Source organism: Streptomyces sp. P1-3 (genome assembly GCF_050613155.1).
GTDB lineage: Bacteria > Actinomycetota > Actinomycetes > Streptomycetales > Streptomycetaceae > Streptomyces.
Map to the genome: position 1 here is coordinate 824,300 of NZ_CP192512.1, position 15,465 is coordinate 839,764.

General features: G+C 74.2%; 12 protein-coding genes. 4 read left to right on the forward strand and 8 right to left on the reverse strand.

The features are described from left to right. Positions 1-12: 12 nt before the first annotated feature. Positions 13-819 (reverse strand): crotonase/enoyl-CoA hydratase family protein, encoded by an 807-nt coding sequence (locus ACQUSR_RS03490; protein ID WP_431041039.1) that lies wholly within the window; start codon positions 817-819, stop codon positions 13-15. Positions 820-994: 175 nt separating this feature from the next. Here ACQUSR_RS03490 and ACQUSR_RS03495 point away from each other — a divergent pair, with 175 nt between their 5' ends. Together ACQUSR_RS03495 and ACQUSR_RS03500 are read left to right on the forward strand one after the other, a co-directional pair. Next, positions 995-2,620, forward strand: coding sequence for an acyl-CoA synthetase (locus tag ACQUSR_RS03495; RefSeq protein WP_431041040.1), 1,626 nt, complete (start codon positions 995-997; stop codon positions 2,618-2,620). Between the two features lie 70 nt (positions 2,621-2,690). Then, positions 2,691-3,467 carry a GNAT family N-acetyltransferase gene (locus ACQUSR_RS03500; RefSeq protein WP_431041041.1) on the forward strand — a complete coding sequence of 259 codons (777 nt, stop codon included), beginning with the start codon at positions 2,691-2,693 and terminating at the stop codon, positions 3,465-3,467. 22 nt (positions 3,468-3,489) lie between these two features. Here ACQUSR_RS03500 and ACQUSR_RS03505 read toward each other — a convergent pair whose 3' ends face one another. From ACQUSR_RS03505 to ACQUSR_RS03515, 3 genes are all read right to left on the reverse strand, one after another. Then, entirely contained in the window at positions 3,490-4,107 is a 618-nt protein-coding gene (locus ACQUSR_RS03505; protein ID WP_431041042.1) for a chorismate mutase, read from the reverse strand. A 66-nt stretch (positions 4,108-4,173) separates the two neighbouring features. After that, positions 4,174-5,724 (reverse strand): acyl-CoA synthetase, encoded by a 1,551-nt coding sequence (locus ACQUSR_RS03510; protein ID WP_431041043.1) that lies wholly within the window; start codon positions 5,722-5,724, stop codon positions 4,174-4,176. Position 5,725: 1 nt separating this feature from the next. Further along, positions 5,726-6,838: an NAD(P)H-dependent flavin oxidoreductase gene (locus ACQUSR_RS03515; protein WP_431041044.1), complete on the reverse strand. Its 1,113-nt coding sequence runs from the start codon at positions 6,836-6,838 to the stop codon at positions 5,726-5,728. A 137-nt stretch (positions 6,839-6,975) separates the two neighbouring features. Between ACQUSR_RS03515 and ACQUSR_RS03520 the strand changes: the two genes are divergently transcribed. Further along, on the forward strand, positions 6,976-8,214 hold the full coding sequence (locus ACQUSR_RS03520; protein WP_431041045.1) for an FAD-dependent oxidoreductase: 1,239 nt from the start codon (positions 6,976-6,978) through the stop codon (positions 8,212-8,214). Positions 8,215-8,288: 74 nt separating this feature from the next. Here the strand turns inward: ACQUSR_RS03520 and ACQUSR_RS03525 are convergent, their stop codons facing one another. The 3 genes from ACQUSR_RS03525 to ACQUSR_RS03535 form a co-directional block, all read right to left on the reverse strand. Continuing rightward, on the reverse strand, positions 8,289-8,903 hold the full coding sequence (locus tag ACQUSR_RS03525; RefSeq protein WP_431041046.1) for a TetR/AcrR family transcriptional regulator: 615 nt from the start codon (positions 8,901-8,903) through the stop codon (positions 8,289-8,291). Positions 8,904-8,914: 11 nt separating this feature from the next. Further along, positions 8,915-10,522, reverse strand: coding sequence for a phytoene desaturase family protein (locus ACQUSR_RS03530; protein WP_431041047.1), 1,608 nt, complete (start codon positions 10,520-10,522; stop codon positions 8,915-8,917). Between the two features lie 334 nt (positions 10,523-10,856). Further along, positions 10,857-13,319, reverse strand: a complete 2,463-nt coding sequence (locus ACQUSR_RS03535; RefSeq protein WP_431041048.1) for a tetratricopeptide repeat protein — start codon at positions 13,317-13,319, stop codon at positions 10,857-10,859. 312 nt (positions 13,320-13,631) lie between these two features. Here ACQUSR_RS03535 and ACQUSR_RS03540 point away from each other — a divergent pair, with 312 nt between their 5' ends. Then, a complete protein-coding gene (locus ACQUSR_RS03540) occupies positions 13,632-14,204 on the forward strand; it encodes a rhodanese-like domain-containing protein (RefSeq protein ID WP_431041049.1) in 573 nt (190 codons plus the stop codon). 26 nt (positions 14,205-14,230) lie between these two features. Here ACQUSR_RS03540 and ACQUSR_RS03545 read toward each other — a convergent pair whose 3' ends face one another. Continuing rightward, complete coding sequence (locus ACQUSR_RS03545; RefSeq protein ID WP_431041050.1) at positions 14,231-15,406, reverse strand: acyl-CoA dehydrogenase family protein; 1,176 nt, start codon at positions 15,404-15,406, stop codon at positions 14,231-14,233. Positions 15,407-15,465: the final 59 nt, after the last annotated feature.

Sequence of the window (15,465 nt, forward strand, 5' to 3'; positions counted from 1 at the left end):
GGGCTCCTTCCGTCAGGCCCGGCGGTATACGGGCGGGCGCTTCTCGGTGAAGGCGCGGGAGCCCTCCTGGGCGTCGGCGGTGGCGAACAGCGGCCAACCCCGCTCGAGTTCGAACGCCAGCCCGTCGGCCTCGGTCAGTTCGGCGGTGTCGTAGACCGACGCCTTGACGGCCTCGACGGCCAGCGGCCCGTTGGCATTGACCAGTTCGGCGGTCTCCAGTGCCGCGTCCAGGGCCGTACCGTCGGGCACGACCCGCCCGATGAGGCCGATCCGCTCGGCCTCGGCGGCGGTGTACGGGCGGCCGGTCAGCAGCATCTCCAGGGCGTGGGTGCGCGGGATCTGGCGGGCGAGGCGGACCGTGGAGCCGCCGATCGGGAACAGGCCGCGGCGGACCTCGAAGAGGCCGAAGGTGGCGCCGTGCCCGGCGACGCGGATGTCGGTGCCCTGGAGGATCTCGGTGCCGCCCGCGACGCAGGGGCCCTCGACGGCCGCGATCACCGGCTTCCGCGGCCGGTGGTGGCGGAGCATCGCCTTCCAGTGCAGGTCGGGGTCGGCCCGCAGCCGCTCCCGGCAGGTGTCGTCCCCTTCGAGCCGCCCGCCGTGGGCGAGCGCCTTGAGGTCCATGCCGGAGCAGAACGCGCCGCCCGCGCCGGTGAGGACGACCGACCGTACGGCGTCGTCGGCGTCGGCGGCGAGCCAGGCGTCGTACAGCCCGACCAGCATGGGCAGGGAGAGGGCGTTCCTGGCCTCCGGCCGGTTCAGGGTGATCACCAGTGTCGCGCCGGTCCGCACCGCGGTCACGTGCTCGGTCCCGCCCATGGGGCCTCCCGTCCTCGGATCCAGAACAGATTGCAGGAGGCGGGGTGCGACTTCAAGAGATATCTGACACCTAGTCAGATTCCTTGGTGCGGGGCCTTCCCACCACCGGCGCCCGGCGCTCTAATGGCGGCCGGACCCGCTCCCGCCGCCCGGCAAGGAGGAGAGGAGTTGTGTCGTGGAGTACAACCTCGCCGATCTGTTCGAGTCGGTCGTGGACACGGTCCCGGACCGTGAGGCCCTGGTCTACGTCGACCATCCCGGGACCGGAGCGGAGCGCCGGCTGACATACGCGCAGCTCGACACGGCCGCCAACCGGCTCGGCCACCATCTGCGGGAGGCCGGGATCGGCGCCGGCGAGCATGTGGGGCTGCACCTGTACAACGGGGTCGAGTATCTCCAGACCGTCTGGGCCTGCCTGAAGATCCGTGCTGTGCCGGTCAACATCAACTACCGGTACGTCGCCGACGAGTTGGCCTACCTCTACCAGGACGCGGACCTGGCGGCGCTGGTCTTCGACGCCGAGTTCACCGGCCGGGTGGCGTCGGCCGCGCCTCGGGCCCGGACCCTGCGGCACCTCATCCGGGTCGGCGACCCGGTGCCGGGCGCCCCCGAACCGGCGCCGAAGGCGGTGCCGTTCGCCGAGGCCGAGGCGTCGGGGGCACCCGACCGGGGCTTCGCCCGGCGCTCCGCCGACGACCGGTTCATCATCTACACCGGCGGCACCACCGGCCTGCCCAAGGGCGTGGTGTGGCGGCAGGAGGACCTGTTCTTCGCCGGGCTGGGCGGCGGAGCGCCGACCGGCGAACCGGTCGGCCGCCCCGAGGAGCTGGCCGCGCGGGTCGCGGCGGGCGGCGAGGGCCTGGTCTTCTTCCCCGCTCCCCCGCTGATGCACGGCACCTCCACCCTCACCTCCTTCATCGCCTTCGACTACGGCCAAAAGGTCGTCCTGCACCGCCGGTACGCACCTGCGGAGGTGCTGCGTACGGTGGCCAGGGAGCGGGTCACCAGCGTGTCGCTGGTCGGTGACGCGATGCTGCGCCCGCTGATCGACGCGCTGGCCGGGCCGTGCCGGGGCATCGACTGCTCGTCGCTGTACGCCGTCAGCAGCTCCGGCGCGGTGCTGTCGGAGACCGTACGGGAACGGTTCACCGCGCTGCTGCCGCATGTCACGGTGCTGAACAACTTCGGCTCCTCCGAGTCCGGGTTCAACGGCACCGCCACCGACGACTCCGGCCCGCGCACCGGCTTCCGCCTGCGGGTCGACGCCCGCACCACGGTGGTCGACCCGGCGACGCACCGGCCGGTCCCCGTGGGCGAACCGGGCCGGATCGCGCGGCGCGGCCACGTACCGCTCGGGTACTACAACGACCCGGAGAAGACCGCCGAGACGTTCTTCGAAGCGGACGGCGACCGCTGGGTACTGCTCGGCGACATGGCCACGGTCGGCGCGGACGGCGTGGTCACCGTGCTCGGCCGCGGCTCCCAGTGCATCAACACCGGGGGCGAGAAGGTGTATCCGGAGGAGGTCGAAGAGGCCCTGAAGGCCCATCCGGACATCTACGACGCGCTGGTGGCGGGCGTTCCCGACGCGCTCTGGGGCAGCCGCGTGGCCGCGGTCGTCCAGCCGCGCCGCGACGCCGAGCCGCTGACCACCGAGGCCGTACGGGCGCACTGCCGCGACCGGCTCGCGGGCTACAAGATCCCGCGCACGGTCGTCTTCACCGACCGCATCCAGCGCTCCCCCAGCGGCAAGGCGGACTACCGCTGGGCGGGCGGCGTCCTCCGGGACGCGCCGGGGTGACCCGCCACAGCCGATCCGGATCGGGCGAAATGCGGTTGCCGCCGCATCGCCGCGATGCTGGTGTGGGCGGATGAATCGTGATGAGGTGCTGGCGCTGTTCGACCGGCAGATGCGGGAGGGCGCGCGGGCCGACGGCCCGGACGCGCGAGTCGAGCGGGTGGGCGGCGTGGTCCGGCAGGTCGACGGGGAGCACGGCTGGAACGGAGTCCTCTGGTCCGGCCTGGACGAGGCGACCGCGGACGCGGCCATCGCGGCCCAGGTGGGGTACTTCACCTCGCTCGGGCGCGCCTTCGAGTGGAAGCTGTACGGTCACGACCGGCCGGACGACCTGGCCGGACGGCTGCGGGCGGCCGGTTTCGCGCCGGAGCCCCAGGAGACCCTGATGGTCGCCGAGGTGCGCGACCTGCCCACCGCCATCGACCTGCCCGAGGGGGTGCGGCTGCGCCCGGTGACCGACCCGGCCGGGGTGGACCTGGTGACGGAGGTCCACGAGAAGGCGTTCGGCACGGACAGCTCCCGCTTCACCGACCAGTTGCTCGCCCAACTGGCCGGGCGGCCCGACACGGTCGCGGCCGTCGTCGCCATGGCAGGCGAGGTGCCGGTGAGCGCGGCCCGGATGGAGCTGCACCCCGGCACCGACTTCGCGAGCCTGTGGGGTGGGGGCACGCTGGCGGAGTGGCGCGGGCGGGGCGTCTATCGGGCCCTGGTGGCCTTTCGCACCCGTATCGCGGCGGACCGCGGCTACCGCTTCCTCCAGGTCGACGCCTCCAGCCAGAGCCGCCCGATCCTGCGGCGGCTCGGCTTCGAGCCGCTGGCCACGACCACGCCGTACGTGTACGAGCCGTAGCCGCTGCGGCCCGGGGCGGCTGTTACGCGCGTTCGCACACCGAAGGCAGCGCACGGGCCAGTGCCAGCCCGTGCAGAGCGTCCAGGTCCCGGGCGTGGGCGACGCGCACGGCGCCCGCGGTCAGCAGGGCGGGGCAGGCGCGGGCGGTGCGGGCGGTGGCCGAGGCCGCGATGGCGCGCACCAGTTCGCCGTTGACGCGGTTGATCTCCTGCCGTACTTGCGACAGGTCCGGCCGCTCGGTGGGGGCGCTGTCCGGGTCCGCCGCCCACTGCCGGTGCAGGGCGCGCTGGACGACCTTGTTCGCCTCGATCTGGTCGCGGAAGATCCGTACGGTGGCCTCCGGGTCGGCGCCCAGCTCCACGGCCTGCCGCGCGACGGCCTCCAGGACCTGCCGCTCCCGGGCCGGGTCGTCGATGGGGCTGTCGGTGCCCCACTTCGCGGCGGCGACCTGATCGGCGGTCAGCAGCCGCTGGGCGGACAGGTCGGCGAACGGCAGCAGGTCCTGGTACGGATGGCCGGCGGCGGCCGGGCGGTGCGGGGCACCGGCCGGGGCGGCGAGCGCGCCCGTCGCCCCGGTGGCCAGGACGGCGGCGGTGGTCGCGGCGAGCAGCGCACGGCGGAAGAGGCGGTTCAGGCGCACGGGCGGGGTCCTTCCACGTCGTTTCCGGGCAGCGTAGCCCGGCGGCACGGCGAGGAGGAGGCGGCGTCATACGGGACGTTCGCGCCCCTGCCAGTACGGGTCGCGCAACCGGCGTTTGTAGAGCTTGCCGTTGGGATCGCGCGGCATCTCGGTGACGAAGTCGACGGACCGGGGGCACTTGTAGCGCGCCAGCAGCCCGGCGCAGTGGGCGAGCAGATCGGCGGCCAGGCCGGGGCCGGGCGGGTGGCCCGGGGCCGGTTCCACCACGGCCTTGACCTGCTCGCCCCAGTCGTCGTCGGGGACGCCGAAGGCCGCGGCATCGGCGACGGCGGGGTGGGTCAGGAGCGCGGCCTCGATCTCAGCGGGGTAGATGTTGACCCCGCCGGAGATGATCATGTCGATCTTGCGGTCGCGGAGGTAGAGGTAGCCGTCGTCGTCGAGGACGCCGATGTCGCCGACGGTGAAGAAGTCGCCGATGCGGTTCTTGCGGGTCTTGGCCTCGTCCTTGTGGTAGGTGAAGGCGCCGGTGGTCATCTTCATGTAGACCGTGCCCGCCTCGCCCGGCGGCAGCCGGTTCCCGTCGTCGTCGAAGACGGCCAGTTCGCTGACCGGCCAGGCCCTGCCCACCGTGCCGGGCTTCTTCAACCAGTCCGCCGCGGTGGCGAACGCGCCGCCGCCCTCGCTGGCCGCGTAGTACTCCTCGACGCACGGGCCCCACCAGTCGATCATCGCCCGTTTGACGTGGTCGGGGCAGGGCGCGGCGCCGTGGATGGCGTGGCGCATCGACGAGACGTCGTACGCCCGCCGGGTCCGCTCCGGGAGCGCGAGGAGCCGGTGGAACTGGGTGGGGACCATGTGGGTGTGGGTGCAGCGGTGGGTGTCGATCAGCCGCAGCATCTCCTCGGGTGCCCAGCCGTCCATGAGCACCAGCCGGTGGCCGATGTGCAGCGAAGCGCCCGCGAACTGCAGGACGGCGGTGTGGTAGAGCGGCGAGCAGACCAGGTGGACGTTGTCGTCGAACGGCCGGATGCCGAAGAACCCGAGGAAGCCCCCGAGATGGCTGGCCTCGGGGGGCCGGCCGGACAGCGGGCGGCGGATGCCGCGCGGGCGGCCGGTGGTGCCGGAGGTGTAGTTCATGACCCAGCCCTGGGTGCGGTCGGCGGGCGGGGTCCCCGGCTGCCCGTCCAGCAGCGCGGCGTACGGCCGGAAGCCGGGCGCCTGGCCGACGGCGTAGCGGTGGGCGGCGGGCAGTCCGGCCGCGTCCGCGGCGCCGGTGGCGGCGTCCGCGTACCGCTCGTGTGCGATGAGGGCCTTGGCCTCCGAGTCGGCGACGATCCAGGCGATCTCGGGTGCGACCAGGTGGTGGTTGACGGGGACCAGATAGAACCCGGCCTGGGTGGCGGCAAGATAGGCGGTCAGGAGCTCGACTCCGTTGGGCAGTACGGCGGCGAAGGCGTCGCCCGGCCGCAGTCCGGCCGCGCGCAGGCCCCCGACGAGCCGGTTGCAGTCGGCGTGCAGACGGGCGGCGGACCACGGGGTACCGTCCGGTGCGATCACCACCGTACGGTCGGGGTCGGCGGCCGCCTGGGCCCAGAAGCCCTGGGGTGCGCTGGTCATCTCAGTCCTCCTCCAGCCGTCCGGCGACGCGGTTGACGCGGTCGATGGCACGCTCGAATCCGCTGGTCAGGTCGTCGACGACGGCCTGGACGGGGCGCCGGGAGGTCATCAGGCCGACGATCTGCCCCACCGGCGTGCCCAGCAGCGGCTCCACCTCGTACTTCTGGATGCGGGAGACGGCCTCGGCGACGAGCAGCCCTTGCAGCGGCATCGGCAGCGGGCCGGGGCCCGCCGGGTCGTCCCAGGCCTCGGTCCACGCCGTGCGCAGCTGGCGGGCGGGCTTGCCGGTCAGCGCGCGGGAGCGGACGGTGTCGCCGGAGCTGGACGCGAGCAGTTTGGCGGTCAGCACGTCGGAGTGCAGCTCGGCCTCCTCGCAGGTCAGCCAGAGGGAACCGAGCCAGACGCCCTGGGCGCCGAGGGCGAAGGCGGCGGCGATCTGGTCGCCGGTGCCGATCCCGCCCGCGGTGAGGACGGGCAGCGGGTCGACGGCCCGGACGACCTCGGGGGTCAGCACCATCGAGGCGATCTCCCCGGTGTGCCCGCCCGCCTCGTAGCCCTGGGCGACGACGATGTCGATGCCCGCCTCCGCGTGCTTGCGGGCGTGCCGGGCGCTGCCCGCGAGCGCGGCGACGAGCACGCCCTGGCCGTGGGCGCGGGCGATGACGTCGGCGGGCGGTGAGCCGAGCGCGTTGGCGAGCAGCGTGATCGGGTAGTCGAAGGCGACGTCGAGCTGGGAGCGGGCGACCCGCTCCATCCAGCCGGTGATCCGCCAGCCGGACGCCTCCCCCTCGGCGAGTTCGGGGACGCCGTACTTCGCGAGCATGTCCCTGACGTACTGCCGGTGCCCGTCGGGGATCATCGCCTCGACGTCGGCCTCGGTGACACCGTGCGCCCGCCGCGCGGGCATGACGACGTCGAGTCCGTACGGCTTGCCGTCGGTGTGGGCCTGCATCCAGTCCAGGTCGCGGGCGAGGTCCTCGGGCGCGCTGTAGCGGACGGCGCCGAGGACGCCGAGGCCGCCCGCCCGGGTGATCGCCGCGGCGACCGCGGGGAACGGGGTGAAGCCGACGATGGCGTGCTCGACGCCCAGCCTTCTGCTCAGCTCCGTCTGCATGGGCGCAGGATGCCGCAGCCGCGCGGGCGAGGGAAGAGACTTTCTGACGCATTGTCAGATCTCTCTGGCTAACCGATCGGTCAGTTGTCTGACCGATCGGTTAGCCTGGAGGCGTACGCTACGAGTGAGGGGGAAGCATGGAGCGCACGACCTGCTGTGTGGTGGGCGGCGGCCCGGCGGGCATGATGCTCGGGCTGCTGCTGGCGCGGGCCGGTGTCGCGGTGACGGTGCTGGAGAAGCACGGGGACTTCCTGCGGGACTTCCGCGGCGACACCGTCCACCCGTCGACACTGCGGCTGCTGGACGAACTCGGCCTCGGGGAACGGTTCGCGCGGCTCCCGTCGCGCAGGCTCCAGGACATGCGGATGCACATCGACGGCGTCACCGTCGTCGCGGGCGATCTGCGGCACATCCCCGGCCGCCACAAGTACATCGCGATGGTCCCGCAGTGGGACTTCCTCGATCTGCTGGCGGGCGCGGCGGCCGAGGAGCCTTCGTTCACCCTGCGCATGCGGACGGCGGTCACAGGGCTGCGTACAGACAAGGGCACCGGTCGGGTCACGGGGGTCCATTACGTCGACGGGGACGGCAGGCCCGGCGAGCTGGCGGCCGATCTCACCGTCGCGTGCGACGGCCGCGACTCACTGACGCGCCGCCAGGCCGGGCTCGTTCCCGAGTACTTCGACGTGCCCATGGACGTCTGGCAGGTACGGGTCCCGGCCCGGCGCGACGAGGCCAAGGACAGCAGGGTCTTCCTCAGCGTGCGCGACGGCCAGGTCGCCGCCACGATGGACCGCGGCGACTACTACCAGACCTCCTACCTCATCAGGAAAGGCTCGGACGAGCAGCTCCGCGCGCACGGGATCGACTGGTTCCGCGACCGGCTCGGCGGACTGCTGGGCTGGGACCGCGAGGCGACGAGCGCCATCCGGTCCTGGGACGACGTGAAGCTCCTGGAGGTCACGATGGGGCGGCTGCCGCGCTGGTACCGGGACGGCCTGCTGTGCATCGGGGACGCCGCGCACATCATGTCGCCGGTCGGCGGCGTCGGCGTCAACCTGGCCGTGCAGGACGCGGTCGCGGCCGCCCGGCTGCTCGCCGGGCCGCTGCGTGCGGGCAGGATCGGACCGCGTGACCTGGCCCGAGTGCAGAAGCGGCGCCGGCTGCCGACGGCCGTCACGCAGAAGTCGCAGCTGGGCGAGCACGAGATGCTGCTGCGCCCGGCGCTGGAAGGCACGCTCCGAGGCGACCGGCTGCCGGTGCCACTCCGGCTGCTGCGGAGCGTTCCGGCGCTGCGGACGGTCACGGGGTACCTGGGCGGGATCGGCGTACGGCCGGAACACGCCCCGGCGTTCGCACGGCGCCGACAGCGCTGACGCGTCTGCCGATGGAGCGCTGACGCGTCTTCCGATGGGTCGTGGCGCCTCCGCCGCGGTCCACCGGGCGCGGCCTAGCGCCGCTCGACGGCGTTCAGGGTGAACGTCTCCAGCTCGTCCGCCGCGGCGTCCAGGTCGAGGTCGGGGTGGGCGAGCCAGTGGGCGATGACCCCGTCGATCGCCCCGCCGACGGCCAGGGCCGTCGTCCGCGTGTCGAACTCCCGGAAGCGGCCGGCGCGCTGGCCCGCCGCCAGCAGCTCGGCGAGGCCGTTCCAGCGGCCCGCCGTGTCGTGGCCGCCGGGGTTCTTGAGCCGGGTGCCGCCGCTGTCGTCCAGCAGCATCTCGGTGATCACGCGCACGTGGCGGCGGTTCGCCTGCTGGTAGCCGATCATGGCCCGGACGTAGGCGACGAGCGCGGAGCGCGGGTCGGGCTCCCGCTCGACCCGCTCGGCGACGTGCGCGAGGAACCGCTCCAGGACGTGGTCCAGGGTCGCCTGCGTGAGGTTGTCCTTGGACGAGAAGTGGTAGAGCACCGCGGCCTTGGAGATGCCCGCCTGCCCGGCGATGGCCGACAGCGAGGTCGCCGGATAGCCCTTCGTGGAGATCAGGTCGATGGTGCACTCGATGATCTGCCGGCGGCGGGCCTGCTCGGTGAAGGTGGGACTGCCGTGCCCACGACGAGAAGTCATCGCCGCCGAGCCTATCCCAGCCCTCGGTCGTGATCGCCGGGAGCACCGCCGAGCGCTTCGAGGGCGGCCATCGCCGCGTTGCGGCCGGGGACGCCGCTCACCCCGCCGCCGCGGACGGCGCCCGCGCCGCACAGCAGGACGTTGGCGTGCCCGGTCGCCACGCCCCACCGCCCGGCGCCCTCCTGGGCGTAGGGGAAGTCGAGCTCGCGGTGGAAGATGTTGCCGCCGGGCAGCCGCAGGTCGCGCTCCAGGTCGAGCGGGGTCTTCGCCTCGATGCACGGCCGACCGTCCGCGTCGGTGACCAGGCAGTCCGCGATCGGCTCCGCGAGGTGCGCGTCCAGCTGCGCGAGGGTCGACTTCAGCAGCTCCTCGCGGACGGCGTCGTTGTCGTGCGCGAAGAGCCGGGCGGGCGTGTGCAGCCCGAAGAGGGTCAGCGTCTGATAGCCGCGCTCGACCAGATCGGGCCCCAGGATGGTGGGATCGGTCAGCGAGTGGCAGTAGATCTCCGACGGCGGTGCGGACGGCAGCGCGCCCGCCGCCGCCTGCCGGTACGCGTCCGCCAACTGCCCGTACCCCTCGGCGACGTGGAACGTCCCGGCGAACGCCTCGCGCGGGTCGGTGTCCGCGTCCCGCAGCCGCGGCAGCCGGCGCAGCAGCATGTTGACCTTGAGCTGAGCGCCTTCGGCGGCGGGTTCGGGGCGCTCCTCGCCCAGCAGGTCGGCCAGCGCCTGCGGCGCGGCGTTGACCAGCACCTGACGGGCCGCCACCACGGCCTCCCCATCAGCGCCGGTCTCCCGGTACGTCACCTCCGCCGTCGTACCGTCGGTGGCGATGGCCGTCACCTCGCGGCCGGTGACGATCCGCGCGCCCGCCGCCCGCGCGGCGTCGGCCAGCGCGTCCGTCAGCGCCCCCATGCCGCCAACGGGGACGTCCCAGTCGCCGGTGCCGCCGCCGATGACGTGGTACAGGAAGCAGCGGTTCTGGCGCAGCGACGGGTCGTGGGCGTGGGTGAACGTACCGATCAGCGCGTCGGTGAGCACCACGCCGCGGACCAGGTCGTCCGTGAACGCCGCTTCGACGGCCTCCCCCAGTGGCCGCTCGAACAGCGCCTCCCACGCCGCGTCGTCGCCGATCCGGGCGCGCAGCTCGGCGCGGGTGGGCAGCGGTTCGGTGAGAGTGGGGAAGACCCGTTCGGCGACGTGCCGGGTCATGCCGTAGAAGCGCTGCCAGGCCGTGAACTCCCGGTCGGAACCGGTCAGCCGGGCGAACGCGGCCCGGGTGCGCGCCTGGTCGTGGTGGACCAGCAGCCCGGTGGCCCGGCCGCCGCGCACGGCCGGGGTGTACGAGGACACTGCGCGCTTGCGCAGCGTGAGGCGCAGCCCCAGGTCTTGTACGATCCGCCGCGGCAGCAGGCTGACCAGGTAGGAGTACCGGGAGAGCCGGGCGTCGACCCCGGTGAAGGGGCGGGCGGAGACGGCCGCGCCGCCGGTGCGGTCCAGGCGCTCCAGGACGAGGACGCTGCGTCCCGCGCGGGCGAGGTAGGCGGCGGCGACGAGTCCGTTGTGGCCGCCGCCGACGATGACGGCGTCGTACGCGTCTGTTGCCTGGGTGCGGGTCATGGCTCTCACCTTGCCCCTCCCCGCCCCTTCCCGCCACAGTCGGATCTGCGGCTCCGCCGCGTGGGGGGCTCTGCCCCAGACCCCGCGCGGCTCCGCCGCGTGAACCGGGGCTGCGCCCTGGACCCCAGGCGCCGGGTCGGCGCCGCGCCGCTGGCGCGCTGCGGCGCGGCGCGCGGCGTCGCTCGCGACCCACTGGGGCCGACTTCGGCCCCCGGACGGGCTTTCCAGCCCGTCCGGGGGCTCGAGGACAAGGGGGCCGGGGGGCTTGCCCCGGTTCGGGAAGGGGCGGGTAGGGGAGCAAGTTCGCCGCAGGCACCCCACCACCCGGCACCGGCTAGCGGTGCGGGCGGCCCGGGCGGGCGGCCGCTGCCGCGCGGCGGTAGAGCTCCGCGGCCTCCTCCACCCGGCCCAGCTGCTCCAGGCACTGCGCCTCGTCCGTACGGCTGGTGACCGTGTCGGGGTGGCCGCTCCCCAGCACCCGCTCCCGGGCGCGGGCGACCTGCTGGTACAGGGTGAGGGCGTCGGCCCAGCGGCCCAGCCAGCCCAGCCCCACGGCGACCTCGCGGCGGCTGACCAGGGTGTCGGGGTGGTCGGGGCCCAGGATCCGCTCGCGGACCGCGCACACCTCGCGGGCCTCGGCCAGCGCCTCCTCCCAGCGGCTGAGGCGGCCGAGGTTGACGCCCAGGCCGTGCCGGGCGCGCAGCGTCTCGGGGTCGGTCGGCCCTTGCGCGCGGGTACGGTCGTCGACGAGTTCGCGGTAGAGCTTCAGCGCCTCGGCGCACTCGCCCAGCCGGCCCAGGCTGATGCCGACCTCGTACCGGGCGGCGAGCGTGTCCGGGTGGTCGGGGCCCAGCGCCCGGGCGCGCGCGGCCGCCACCTCCTGGTAGGTCCGCAGCGCCTCCGGCCAGCGGTTGAGCCGGCCGAGCGCGTACGCCACCTCGTACCGGGTGACGAGCGTGTCCGGGTGGTCCGCGCCGAGCACGCGGGCGCGCGCGGCCGCCACCTCGCAGGCCGTACGGTACGAGTCCGCGACCCGCCCCAACCGCCCCAGGGTGAAGGCGAGGTTGTGCCGGCAGCGCAGGGTGTCCGGATGGTCGGCGCCCGTGGTGCGCTCGCGGGCGGCGAGCACGGCGGAGTAGATCTCGTAGGCAGCCCCGTGGCGCCCCAGCTGGCCGAGGACGTACGCGCTCTCCTGACGGGCCGCCAGGGTGTCCGGGTGGTCGGGGCCCAGCACCCGCTCGCGGGCCTCGGCGACCTGCCCGTACTCGCGCAGCGCCGCGTCCGGGCGGCCGAGCCCGCCGAGCGTGAAGGCGACTTCGTACCGGCTGGCCAGAGTGTCGGGGTGGTCGGGGCCCAGCACCTGGGCACGCGCGGCCGCCACCTCCCGGTGCACCCGCTCCGCCTCCGCCCAGCGGCCCTGCCGGGCCAGGGCGAGCCCGGCCTGGTGCCGCTCGGCCAGCCCGTCCGGCGCGCCGGACGCCGCCGCGGGCGGCGGGGTGGCCGGCGGCCGCGGCGGGGTGGCGGGCGCGTGCGGCGGGCGGGCGGGGGTCCGCGGCGGAGTGGCGGACTCCTGGGACGACGGCGAGGAGGGCGTGGGGTGCGCGGCCGACGGGTCGGGCACGGCCGGCCCCGGGTACGCGGCGACGTGTCCGGTCCACGCGCCGGTCAGCCCGTTCAGTTGGGGTTCGGGGACGGCGATGTGCGCGGTGCGGGCGCCGTCGGCCTTGGCGCCGGTGGTCATCTCCCGCGCCCAGCCCGGCAGGCGGTCGGGCGCCGGCCCTTCGGCCGGACCCGCCGTCGCCCGGGGGTCGGGACGGCGGGCACGGTGACCGCCTCCGGCACCCTCGTGACGGTCCATCAGTACGGTGGGACCCGCCGACAGGTCCGCCGCCCCGCCGCGCGCGGCGCCCACCAGGACGTCGGCCCCACGCGTCCGGCCGGCGGCGCGGCTCCCGGCGATCCGCCGGACGATGTCGGCGGCGTCCTTGGGCCGGCCCTCCGGCTCCTTGGCGAGCAGGTCGAGGATGATCCCCTCGAACGGCTCGGACAGCTCGGGGCGGTGCCGGCGCGGCGGCACCGGCGCGGTCTCGCGGTGGCCGACGATGATGGACCAGGTGTCGCCAAGGTCGAACGGCGGGGCCCCGGTGGCCAGCTCGTACAGCACGCAGCCCAGCGAGTACAGATCGCTGCGGTGGTCGATGGACGCGCCTTCGATCTGTTCGGGCGACATGTAGTGCGGCGTGCCCATGGCCATACCGGCGCCGGGTCCGGTGAGCCGGGCGGTGAACCCGATGTCGTGGCCGAGGCGGGCGATGCCGAAGTCGCAGATCTTCACGTCGCCGTCGGTCAGCCGCATGATGTTCGCGGGTTTCAGGTCGCGGTGCACGATGCCCTGCCCGTGGGTGTAGGCGAGAGCGCCCGCGACCTGGTCGGCGATGTCCACCACGTCCGCCACCGGCAGCGGCCCCTGTTCGTGGTCCTCCAGCAGCTGGCTGAGGTTGCGCCCGTCCAGCAGCTCCATCACCAGGAACAGCACGCCGTCGTCCTCGCCGAAGTCGTGCACCACCGTCACACCCCGGTGCTGGAGCCCGGCCGCCACCCGCGCCTCGCGGCGGAACCGCTCGCGCAGGACGCCGAGGAACGACGGGGCATGGCTCTGGCCCCTGGGCTTGAGGCACTTCACGGCCACCCGGCGGCCGAGTGACTCGTCCCGGGCCCGCCACACCTCGCCCATTCCGCCGCGCCCGATCAGTTCGAGCAGCCGGTACCGGCCCTGGATCAGCCTGGTGTCCGCCATGCTCCGGCCCCGCCCCCGTCTCTTCTCCGTCCATGGCCCGCCACCGCCCTCATACGATGCCGCGCGGAGCCCCTTCCCTACCGGCTGGTCCGACTGTCCAGTATGGCTGCCTGCGCGCGCGGCTTGTAGACGGCTCGGGTCAGGGTATCGGCGGCGGGTCGTACGTCCGGTGTCCAGCCCGGTACCGCGTATACCCTCGCGGGTATCCCTCACGGGTGCCCGGCTCCCTCCCCGCGGCTCGTACGGCTCACTCCCACGCCCCCTCCGCCCACGGAACGACCAAGGGCGACACTCCATGAAGGACGACACTCCATGAGCGTGCCCAGCGCCCTCGACACCGAGCAGACCCGCACCCGCCTCCCCGGCCTGACCGTCATCGACGTCCGCACGCCCGGCGAGTACGCCGCCGGGCACCTGCCCGGCGCCCTCAACATCCCCCTCGGCCAACTCCCCCGCGCGCTGCCCGCGCTCAAAGCGGCCGCCGACCGGAGCGACCTCCTCGTGGTCTGCGCGTCCGGCGCCCGATCCGAGGACGCCCGCCGGACCCTGGCCGAGCACGGCGTGGCGGCCGCGTCGCTCACCGGCGGCACCAGCGCCTGGGCGGACCGCGGTTACGACCTGCACCGCCCGGCCGCCGCCGGCCGGACCACCTGGTCGATGGAGCGCCAGGTCCGGTTCACCGCCGGCGCCGTCGTCCTCACCGGCCTCGGCCTGGGCCTGCGCCGGCCCGCCTGGCGGCTGCTCTCCGCGGGGATCGGTGCCGGGCTGGTCTACTCGGCGGTCAGCGACACCTGCGGCCTGGCCGCCGTACTCGCCAAGCTGCCGCACAACCGCCCCCGGGCCGCGGACCTCGACGCCGCGCTGGCCGCCCTCGCGCGGCGGTAGCCCCCTACCTCCGTCGGCTCACGGGCTCACCGGCGGACCCTCGGCATCCCCAGGCCGATCCAGGAGATGATCTCCCGCTGCACCTCGTTGTTGCCGCCGCCGAAGGTGAAGACGACGCTGCTGCGGTAGCCGCGCTCCAGTTCGCCGTGGAGAACCGCGCCCGCCGACCCCTCCTTCAGCGGACCGGCCGCGCCGAGGACCTCCATCAGCCAGGCGTACGCGTCCCGGCGCGCCTCGGATCCGTACACCTTGGCGGCGGAGGCGTCCTGCGGGGTGAGCGCGTCGCGCTGGAGGGCGTCGACCATCTGCCAGTTGAGCAGTCTCATGGCGTCCAGGCGGGCGTGGGTGCGGGCCAGCCGGGCGCGCACCCAGCCCAGGTCGATGACGCGCCGGCCGTCGGCGAGCCGGGTGCCGGCGGCCCAGTGCTGGACGCCGCGCAGGGCGCGGATGGCCATGGAACCGTGCGCGGCGAGCGTGACGCGCTCGTAGTTGAGCTGGGTGGTGATCATGCGCCAGCCCTCGTTCTCCGCGCCGACGCGGCGGGTGACCGGGACCCGGATGTCCTCGTAGTAGCTGGCGGTGGTGTCGTGGGAGGCGAGGGTGGTGATGGGGGTGCAGGAGTAGCCGGGGTCGGTGGTCGGTACCAGCAGGAGGCTGATGCCCTTGTGCGGCGGCGCGTCCGGGTCGGTGCGGACCGCGAGCCACACCCAGTCGGCCGTGTCGCCGTTCGTGGTCCACGTCTTCTGGCCGTTGACGCGGTAGGTGTCGCCCTCGCGTACGGCACGGGTCTTGAGGGAGGCCAGGTCCGTGCCCGCGTCGGGTTCGCTGTAGCCGATCGCGAAGTCGATCTCGCCGGAGAGGACACGCGGCAGGAAGTACGCCTTCTGCTCGTCGGTGCCGAACCGCATCAGGGTGGGGCCGACGGTGTTGAGCGCCATCAGCGGCAGCGGCACGCCCGCCTGTGCCGCCTCGTCGAAGAAGATGAACTGCTCCAGCGGGGTCAGGCCGCGCCCGCCGTACTCCCGCGGCCAGCCGACGCCCAGCCACCCGTCGGCGCCCAGGCGGCGGATGGTGGCGCGGTAGAAGCGCTTCTGCGCGGCGCGGTCGGTGGTGGGGGCGCGGTCGTCGGGGGCGAGTTCGGCGAAGTAGGCACGCAGTTCGGCGCGTAGCCGCTGCTGCTCGGGCGTGTAGGCGAGGTGCACGGCGCCTCCCATTCCTCTCGCGTTTCGCGCGCGTCTTTGGCTCGCGTCTTGCTCACGTC

Bases quoted from the DNA above. Each gene is read 5' to 3' on its own strand.
- ACQUSR_RS03490 (WP_431041039.1), bottom strand. From the start codon at position 819: ATGGGCGGGACCGAGCACGTGACCGCGGTGCGGACCGGCGCGACACTG.
- ACQUSR_RS03510 (WP_431041043.1), bottom strand. From the start codon at position 5,724: ATGACCAGCGCACCCCAGGGCTTCTGGGCCCAGGCGGCCGCCGACCCC.
- ACQUSR_RS03520 (WP_431041045.1), top strand. From the start codon at position 6,976: ATGGAGCGCACGACCTGCTGTGTGGTGGGCGGCGGCCCGGCGGGCATG.
- ACQUSR_RS03540 (WP_431041049.1), top strand. From the start codon at position 13,632: ATGAGCGTGCCCAGCGCCCTCGACACCGAGCAGACCCGCACCCGCCTC.
- ACQUSR_RS03525 (WP_431041046.1), bottom strand. From the start codon at position 8,903: ATGACTTCTCGTCGTGGGCACGGCAGTCCCACCTTCACCGAGCAGGCC.
- ACQUSR_RS03500 (WP_431041041.1), top strand. From the start codon at position 2,691: ATGAATCGTGATGAGGTGCTGGCGCTGTTCGACCGGCAGATGCGGGAG.
- ACQUSR_RS03515 (WP_431041044.1), bottom strand. From the start codon at position 6,838: ATGCAGACGGAGCTGAGCAGAAGGCTGGGCGTCGAGCACGCCATCGTC.
- ACQUSR_RS03535 (WP_431041048.1), bottom strand. From the start codon at position 13,319: ATGGCGGACACCAGGCTGATCCAGGGCCGGTACCGGCTGCTCGAACTG.
- ACQUSR_RS03530 (WP_431041047.1), bottom strand. From the start codon at position 10,522: ATGACCCGCACCCAGGCAACAGACGCGTACGACGCCGTCATCGTCGGC.